Here is an 8,536-nt window from a genome sequence, read left to right on the forward strand (position 1 = left end):
ATTCATTTTAAAAATTGAAAATCATTGTTGTTCCTTTTTAGAAACGCTTTACTTATTTTATTTTAAAATAGTTAGTCCACATTCTGAGCATTTTCAGGTTTGAAAATGCTATTTTCGTCAAAAAAAAGCATCTAGCAAAATTGCTAGATGCTTCAGGAACCACTCGTTTTTATCTTTTTAAACGTTTAGAACCTTATCCAAGAATTCTTTCAAACGTGGGTGTTGGGGGTTGTCGAAGATTTGGTCTGGTTTGCCATCTTCGAGGAATTCACCGTCTGCGGTGAAGATGACGCGGTTGGCTACTTGGCGGGCAAATCCCATTTCATGAGTAACGATGATCATGGTCATGCCTTGCTCTGCCAACTCTTTCATAACGTTCAATACATCTCCAACCATCTCAGGGTCAAGGGCAGAAGTAGGTTCGTCAAAGAGCATAATATCTGGATTCATGGCAAGTCCACGTGCGATAGCCACACGTTGTTTTTGACCACCGGAAAGGCTGTTTGGATTGGCATCGGCTTTATCTGCGAGTCCAACTTTTTCCAACAATTCCATCCCGACTTTTTGAGCTTCTTCTCGAGTCATCAGTTTGTGCTCTACTGGCGCAAACATAATGTTTTCTAGGACGCTCATGTGAGGGAAGAGGTTGAAGTGTTGGAAAACCATCCCGATATTTTCACGGACCAAATCAACATTGGTTTTCGGATCGGTTAGATCATATCCATTTACGGTAATTTGACCTTTTGTCACTTCTTCGAGGAGATTGAGACTACGAAGGAAGGTCGATTTACCAGAACCGGACGGTCCAATAATGCAGACCACATCCCCTTCGTAGAATTTTGTTGAGATTCCTTTTAAGACCTCATTTTCACCATAGTATTTGTGGAGGTCATGGACATCAATTTTTAATTTAGCCATTAGTTAACCTTCTTTTCTAATTTTTTTGCAAATCGTGTTAGCAAGGTGATAATCACGAGGTAGAAGACGGCAAGGATCGCATACATCTTGAAACTCTGGTAGTTTCGAGCAATGATGATCTTACCAGTTTGGAAGAGTTCTACCAATCCGATCGCAGAAACGATAGTCGTATCTTTCAGGGCAATGACGAATTGGTTAACAAAGTTTGGAAGCATGAGTTTGGTTGCTTGTGGCAAAATGATCTTACGCATGGTCTTGCCATAGGAGATTCCCAGGCTTCGGCTGGCTTCCATCTGTCCAATCGGTACAGCTTGGATCCCCCCACGAACAATTTCTGCAATATAGGCAGCAGCATTGAGGGAGAGGGCGATGGTACCTGCAACAAAGTCGTTGATTGGGGATTGATGACCTGTGACAGATTCAATCAAGTTTGGAATTCCCCAGAAGATGAAGGCAGCAAGGATCATCAATGGGATCCCACGAATAACATCGACAAAGATTTCTGCTGTCCAGCGGAGCCATTTATAAGGGCTAACACTAAACATCCCAAAGATAACACCGATCACCATAGCAATTGCGAAAGAGAGAAGTGCAAGGGCTAGAGTCACACCCAAACCACTTAACAATTGTTTGTAGTTGTTTTGGAGCAAGCCCCAAATCGTTGTTTCATCTACGGCTGTACTTGAAGTAGATTTGCTATCTGATTTAAGGTATTTATCAAGAATCTTTTGGTATTGGCCACTTTTCTTCAAGTTTGCAAGCCCGTTATTGAACATTTCGATCAATTCAGGATTTTCTCCTTTTTTAACGGCAAATGCTAGTTGACCACTTGGAGTACCTTCGATAGGTGTTTTGAATTTACGTCCTTGTTTAATAGCGTATTTGATAACAGGTTCGTCATCCATGATCGCTGCAACAGAACCAGAATTCAAACTATCATACATAGAAGCTCCGTCAGAGAACGTTTTGATCTTGTAACCATATTTCTTTTGGTTTTCTTCAAGGAAGTTTTGTGAGGAAGTACCGTTTTTAACACCGACTGTCTTTCCTTTAAGGTCATCATATGAATCAATCTTGCTACTTTCTTGAACGGCTAGAATAGAATTGGCCGTGTAGTATGGTTCAGAAAAATCAAATGTTTCTTTCCGAGCATCTGTCACAGTCATCCCTGCGATCATTCCTTGCGCATGGCCGGATTGAACATCACTTATCGCCGCATCAAATCCAGGATTGTCAATCTCGATAGTAAATCCTTGGTCTTTGGCAATAGCCTTGATCAAGTCCATATCGATCCCTGTGTATTTGTTTTTTCCATTTTGGAAGACAAATGGTGCAAAGGAAGAATCACTTGAAATGCTATATTTTGATTTTTTAGGGGTTGCTTTTTGACCAGCAGGAGTAGTGGTTTCTGGAACGGCACTGTTACTTGATGATTGGCTTTCACCTGTCCATTTCTTGATAATCTCATCAAGTGTTCCATCAGCTTTCATTTGAGCGAGAGCCTTGTTAAATTCAGTGATCAACTTTTCATGATTTCCACCTTTTTTAACACCAAAGGCAAAGCCACCGACTGCTTCCCCATCCATATTGATAGCTAGATCTTGACCCTTTTGAATGGCATATTGAATGACGGGTTGATCATCCATGACTGCATCCACTGCACCAGCTGATAAACTGTTGTACATGAGATCGCCAGTGTCAAAAGTCTTGATCTTGTAGCCGTACTTGTCCTTATTTTTATCGAGGAAGCGTTGGGCTGCAGTGCCGTTTTTAACACCGACTGTCTTCCCTTTTAATTGGCTGTACTTAGTGATTTTGTCAGCTTTTTTAGTCGCAATGACAACTTTTGTATCGTAGTAAGTATCAGACATGGTGAAGACTTTTTCACGTTCTGTTGTTTTGGTCATCCCTGCCATGATGGCATCCGCTTGACCAGCTTGAACTGCATTGACCGCTGCATCAAATCCAGGGAAGGATTTGTCCAAATCCCAGCCATTGATTTCAGCGACCTTGTCCAAGATCTCTACGTCAATTCCTTTATAGGTTTGATCTGAATCCTTAAATTCAAATGGTGCATACGCTGTATCGAAAACGACCTTGATCGTTTCAGCATGAGCATGACCAGCGAATGCAACGAATGGAAATAAGAAAAGCAAACATGCTAGTAATTTTTTCTTCATTTCTGTCTCCTTATAATTCTTTTCTCTTTGGGTATTTGACCCATGAGCACATTGACCAAAGGATGGCCTTAAAAAACAAATCATTCATACCAAAACGAGTATGAATGGTCTTATGTTTTTCTACAAAAGCTATTATATCAGAAAATAGTTTGCTTTGCAAGAAAAATCCGGTTTTCATGTTAGGTTTTCTAACATGAAACGATATTGCAGCTCTGGATTTTCTTTGTTACAATGGACCTATTAGATAAATGGAGGTTGATCATGAAGAAAGGAAAGATCATTCAGGATATAAAAACAAACACATCTATGCCAGTTCTTATTTCTACACTATTCTATGTATTTTTAGCCTCCTTCTTTATAGAAGGAGGACTTTGGATTGGTAGTGAACTTGTGGGGCCATTTTCCTTAGTGATCGGTTTTCTAGTAGACTTCTTTTCACCAGGAAATGGGATAGCAAGTATTCAAGAATTTTTCTACCATTATTTTCTCTATTATGAGCTCTTCAGTTTTGTAATCATTCTGTTCCTCTTTATTTTTTGGGTGAAGGTCATAGAGAAGAATGCCTTATCAAGCTTAGGCTTTGTAAAAAGGAATTGGCTTAAGTATCTAGGTTGGGGGATCATGTTTTCCCTTCTTCAAATGGGAGTGATCGCGCTTGTCTACCAAGTAAGTGGAATAGGGTCTTTTGAGCTTAATGAATTAAGTTTAGAACCCATCCTCTTTATTCTAGGCTTATTCCCATTTTGGCTTCTCCAAGGAGGGACGGAAGAAGTGGCCACACGAGGTTGGCTCTTAACTCGAATTGCTGCAAGAACTAATTTGCCTTTAGCGATCGCGATTTCTAGTAGTCTCTTTGGCATTCTTCATATGGGAAATGCAGGAGTCACTTTTTTATCCGTACTGAATATCATCCTTGATGGGGTGCTAGCTGGTCTGCTTTTTATCTATACCGATAGTATCTGGCTAGTGGTCGCCCAACACGGGACTTGGAACTATGTACAAGGAAATCTCCTTGGTTTTCAAGTCAGTGGCACAGGCGCAGATGCGTCTATCTTTAGTTTTACCATGGGAGATGGACCTGACTGGTTGACCGGAGGGGCATTTGGAGCAGAAGGATCAATCATCACCACCCTAGTTCTTTTTGTATCCCTAGTGATTGTATATTGCTTAGGGGAGAGGAAAGAAAAGTTTGATGACTAACCTCTGTGTAATGTCTGAAAGTCATATATGAAAAAGACAAACACCAAAAATGACGTTTGTCTGCGTTTTGAGCCGAACACATATTGATGAGTTCGGCTTTTCCTATATAATAATGGGAATGATTAGTTTCACTTGTGCACCATTATGAATATTTTCTAAATGCATAGTTCCATTATGAAGTTTCATGACGCGTTTCACGAAAGATAAACCAAGTCCAAAGTGACTTTCTTGAGAGGGTGTTCTTGCTTGGTCATCTTTATAGAAAAGATTTCCAGCATTCTGTAATATATTTTTTGAAAAACTAGATTGGTTATTCCATATAGTTAGAACTAATTGACTATTTTCTTGTGAAATTGTTAGGTGGATTTGTGCATCATTTTCTTTTTGATGTTGTATTGCATTATTAATGATATTTGTGATTGCTCGGAAAAATAGATTGGAATGAATGGCAATTTGTGTTGATGGAGTTACTGTGTTAGTAAAAACAAAATGTGTATTTCTAGGGAGTAAAGGAGTAATATGTTCCTTCAATTGATGAGTTACTTGTTGAATTGATATGTTCTCAAGTTGAATATCCTGGTCGTAAAAGGTTTTGGAGTATTGGATAAAGTGGTTAAAATAATCGTTTAACTGAATACTTGCTTGCTCAAGATCTTTTAGACATTCCATTACTTGAGGTGTTTGCTCGGTGGATTGTAAGAATTCGGCATTTCCTCTGATGACAGTTAGAGGGCTACGAAGATCATGTGCAGCGCTAGATACTTGAAACATGAGTTCTTTTTTTTGATCTTTTTCATTTTGAATTCTATTTTTTATTTCAGATTGCATTTTTTCGATCAGATCGTTTGTTTCAATGAATTCTTTAATCTGCAAATGGTGATGTTCATTTTTGGTGAAATATAGACCACTATGATAAACCATGTTCATTTCTGTTTGAATCTTGGTTAATAATTGTCTAATATTTATTACAATGATAAAAATTAAAATGATGCAAAGATAAATCCAAGAACTGACGCTAAAAAATAAAGCAAAGTGATTGGCATTTTTCTCATTAATTCCAGATACAGAAGATAGAAGAGCTGGAACTATGTAAAAAAGTATCAGACATAGAAGAAATTGCCAAATGATTTTAAGGTAGGTACGCTTAATGAGTTGCTTGATTGTCAATTCTTTTTCCATTTGTATCCTCCTCCCCATATTGTTTTGATGGGGTCAATTTGATGGATCTTAAATTTTTGTCTGATTTGATAGATGTATTCAGTAATGGATCGTAGTTGTGTATCAGAGTCTACAGGATAGAGGTAATTGTAAAGTTCTTCTATGCTAAATATTCGGTTCTCATTTTTTGCTAAAAGATAAAGTAAATCAAACTCTCGCTTAGTTAATGAAATTCTCTTTGATTGATAATATACTTCTTTACTATCTCGATAAAAAGTTATATTTGAATCCATCTCTTCTTTAGAGGCATGATGTGATCTTTCTTCTCTACGAAGATGCATTTGAATTCTTGCAATCAATTCTTTAATGCTGAATGGTTTTGTGATGTAATCATCGGCTCCGGCTTGTATTCCTTTTAGTAAATCTTCTTCAAAATCTTTAGCGGTTAGAAATAGAATTGGAGTAGTAATTTGTGAACGAATGGAACGACAGATTTCTAAACCAGAAATAGGCATCATGACGTCAAGTAAAATTAGATCGAATCCAGTAAAGTCACAGATATTAATCTCCTCTATATTTTTACGAGTTTCCACGTGAAAGTTGTTCGCTTTTAATGCATTCGCTATTAATCGTAAGATTTTTTCATCATCGTCAATGGCTAAAATTTTATGCTTCATAGTCCCTCCAATTATATGAGCATATTATAGCAAATCTAGAATGCAATTTGTTAGAAATGAAGAAAATAATTATTCTGATAATTTCCTGATTTTCTCCTGTTATACTTGCTCCAAGTGAACGTGGAATTTCACTAAAAGTCAGAAAGGAAAAAGAATGAATGATAACAATTCACAAGCTACATAAGGAATATAATAATAAAATTGTCCTTCAAAACGTGTCTTTCAAAGCCAAAAAAGGTGAGATTACCGGATTGATTGGACCGAATGGATCTGGAAAATCAACTTTAATTAGAATTTTACTTGGTTTAGAAAATAGTCAAATGGGAATGGCGTTGATCGATGGAAAAAAATACTCTCAATTGGGAGATAATCCTTTTTGTATTGTTGGATCATTCCTAGATAGTTGTCAACCTTATCCAACTAGAACAGGATTTCAGCATCTTCGGTGGATTGGCTTGGCTTGTGGCGTTGACAAAAATAGGTGCAACGAATGTTTAGAGTTGGTGGGGTTAAGTGAAGCTAAAAATAAAAAAGTAAAAGACTATTCATTAGGAATGAAGCAACGTCTTGGTTTAGCAACAGCCTTATTAGCAAATCCTGACATCTTAATTTTAGATGAACCAATCAATGGACTAGATCCAGAAGGAATACGCTGGGTACGCAATTTTTTACAATCTTTTGTCAATGAAGGTAAAACTGTCTTAATGACAAGTCATTATATGAGTGAGTTAGAATTAACTGTAGATCATTTGGTTGGTATTTCTAATGGGAAGATCGTTATTGATGCTCCTACAAAAGACATTTTGAAACAGTTTGGATCTTTTGAGGAAGCATATTTTAAGGCGCTCGAAGGGAAAGAAGGTGCATGATATGTTGAAGCGTTCCTTTTTTAGTGACCTCTATAAATATTGTAGTTTAGCTACTTCTAAATTCACTTTTTTTCTTATTTTGGGAGTCAGCATATTTTTTTCAATTCAAAATATCCAGGTGATAAATGCTTTAGTAGAAGGAAATGGACAGGCTGTTAACCTTGATCCATCTATGCTATCATCGAATCCAGTCTATACAGTCAGAGATGCTCTCTTATCCTCACCCTACCAAGCAAGTGTTATTTTCTTACCAATCTTAGTTTCACTTGTTTATTCAACCCATTACCAATTTGGTGATGATAATTTTACTCAGTTATTGATCCCAAACTGGAAAGTTCGTCTTACTGGTTTTATTGCAAGTTCGGTTGTTTTATCGATACTTTCTACTTTAGTATTATCTATAGTAAATGCTATTATCTTACTCATTTTTCTAGATTCAACTTTAAAGAATTATTTAGAATTTACTTTGTTTTTAGATGTTACGGTAAGAGTTATGATATTTGCAATCGTTCTTACTTTATTAGCTTTACTTTTCGTAATAGTAACGAAAAAATCAATGACTTCATTAATTGCAGACGTTTTGTTATTGGTAATCACTTTATCAGGTATTCTAAGAGGAATTTCTTCTAAAATAGAAAATCTCTTGCCTTTGATTGGAGCAAAGTCATTTGCTTTTGGCCGAATTGAAGGGATTCAAACGAGCCAATTATATGGATTTACACTTTTAGTAGTAGAAGGAATCTTGTTCTTGGTATTCATAATGCTTGTAGAAATGATTCGAATGAGGAGGAAGAATGGCAAGAATATTTTTTAGTCTTATCGTCAAAAAATATAGTTTAAAACCCGTAAAGTACCAGATAGCTATACAGTCACTTTTGATAGGTTTTGTGTGTCTCTTCGGTGTGTTACCAGTTTCAATCAATGATACTGTTGTACAATTATCTATAAAGCAAGCTCTTGTTTTTGCCTCAATGCTCTCTGTTAGTATAGGGTGTGTTAATGTATTTGTTGAGTTACAATCACACGAAACAAAACTAGTTTATTTGGTAAGTGGAAAAAGGATCTTAAGTTCAATTCGGATCCTGTTCGTAGAGTTATGTGATGTAGTACTACAATCAACCTTTTATTTCATTGTATTGCTTATATGGTTTCATTTTTTTAGTAGCGAAAATGGTGTCAGTTTAGAAATTTTCAGCTTCTATTTGATTGGCTCCATCCAATACTTTTTGATTTCTTACTTTTTAAGTTATTTTTTCAAAAGTCCAATGTGGAGTTTAGCTATTTTATTGCTATTTCCTATTTTAGTACAACCATTCATAGAAAGAGTAGTGGAACCATTGACTAGTTACCTATTTTATAATATTGTTGCAGATACCATTTTAGGGAGAGCTTCCTATTTGCAACTCTGTACTTACGTTATTGGATTTGTATGTTCACTTGGAGCAACTCTCTACTTCTTGGTAAGGAATCAAGAAGTTAAGTAGTAAATAAAAATGATACTGATGAGCAAATTTTTCTAATTTTGGGAGAGTGG

8 protein-coding genes are annotated in these 8,536 nt (G+C 36.5%); 4 read left to right on the plus strand and 4 right to left on the minus strand.

Going from position 1 to position 8,536, the window contains the following annotated elements; genetic code table 11:
• Nucleotides 1-177: 177 nt before the first annotated feature.
• Both SPADD19_RS03415 and SPADD19_RS03420 read right to left on the minus strand, forming a co-directional pair.
• Nucleotides 178-918, minus strand: a complete 741-nt coding sequence (locus SPADD19_RS03415; protein ID WP_003007564.1) for an amino acid ABC transporter ATP-binding protein — start codon at nucleotides 916-918, stop codon at nucleotides 178-180.
• On the minus strand, nucleotides 918-3,098 hold the full coding sequence (locus tag SPADD19_RS03420) for an amino acid ABC transporter substrate-binding protein/permease (protein WP_041818224.1): 2,181 nt from the start codon (nucleotides 3,096-3,098) through the stop codon (nucleotides 918-920). Before SPADD19_RS03420 ends, SPADD19_RS03415 begins: the two co-directional genes overlap by 1 nt.
• A 261-nt stretch (nucleotides 3,099-3,359) precedes the next feature.
• Here SPADD19_RS03420 and SPADD19_RS03425 point away from each other — a divergent pair, with 261 nt between their 5' ends.
• Nucleotides 3,360-4,298 carry a CPBP family intramembrane glutamic endopeptidase gene (locus SPADD19_RS03425; RefSeq protein ID WP_241496451.1) on the plus strand — a complete coding sequence of 313 codons (939 nt, stop codon included), beginning with the start codon at nucleotides 3,360-3,362 and terminating at the stop codon, nucleotides 4,296-4,298.
• A 102-nt stretch (nucleotides 4,299-4,400) separates the two neighbouring features.
• On the opposite strand, the gene SPADD19_RS03430 is transcribed toward SPADD19_RS03425, so the two are convergent.
• Nucleotides 4,401-5,477, minus strand: a complete 1,077-nt coding sequence (locus SPADD19_RS03430) for a sensor histidine kinase (RefSeq protein WP_061455210.1) — start codon at nucleotides 5,475-5,477, stop codon at nucleotides 4,401-4,403.
• Nucleotides 5,462-6,133: a response regulator transcription factor gene (locus SPADD19_RS03435; RefSeq protein ID WP_061455211.1), complete on the minus strand. Its 672-nt coding sequence runs from the start codon at nucleotides 6,131-6,133 to the stop codon at nucleotides 5,462-5,464. The genes SPADD19_RS03430 and SPADD19_RS03435 overlap by 16 nt, the downstream gene beginning before the upstream one ends.
• Nucleotides 6,134-6,291: 158 nt before the next feature.
• On the opposite strand from SPADD19_RS03435, the gene SPADD19_RS03440 reads away from it, so the two are divergent.
• Genes SPADD19_RS03440 through SPADD19_RS03450 form a run of 3 tightly spaced genes read left to right on the plus strand, consistent with a single transcriptional unit; the run spans nucleotide 6,292 to nucleotide 8,486 of the window.
• Entirely contained in the window at nucleotides 6,292-7,002 is a 711-nt protein-coding gene (locus SPADD19_RS03440) for an ABC transporter ATP-binding protein (RefSeq protein ID WP_061455212.1), read from the plus strand.
• Between the two features lies 1 nt (nucleotide 7,003).
• Nucleotides 7,004-7,816 (plus strand): hypothetical protein, encoded by an 813-nt coding sequence (locus SPADD19_RS03445; RefSeq protein ID WP_061455213.1) that lies wholly within the window; start codon nucleotides 7,004-7,006, stop codon nucleotides 7,814-7,816.
• The gene (locus tag SPADD19_RS03450; RefSeq protein ID WP_061455214.1) at nucleotides 7,797-8,486 is read left to right on the plus strand and encodes a hypothetical protein; all 690 of its coding nucleotides are present in this window, start codon (nucleotides 7,797-7,799) and stop codon (nucleotides 8,484-8,486) included. The genes SPADD19_RS03445 and SPADD19_RS03450 overlap by 20 nt, the downstream gene beginning before the upstream one ends.
• Nucleotides 8,487-8,536 lie beyond the last annotated feature (50 nt).

It is taken from the genome of Streptococcus parasanguinis, assembly GCF_001578955.1.
GTDB lineage: Bacteria > Bacillota > Bacilli > Lactobacillales > Streptococcaceae > Streptococcus > Streptococcus parasanguinis_U.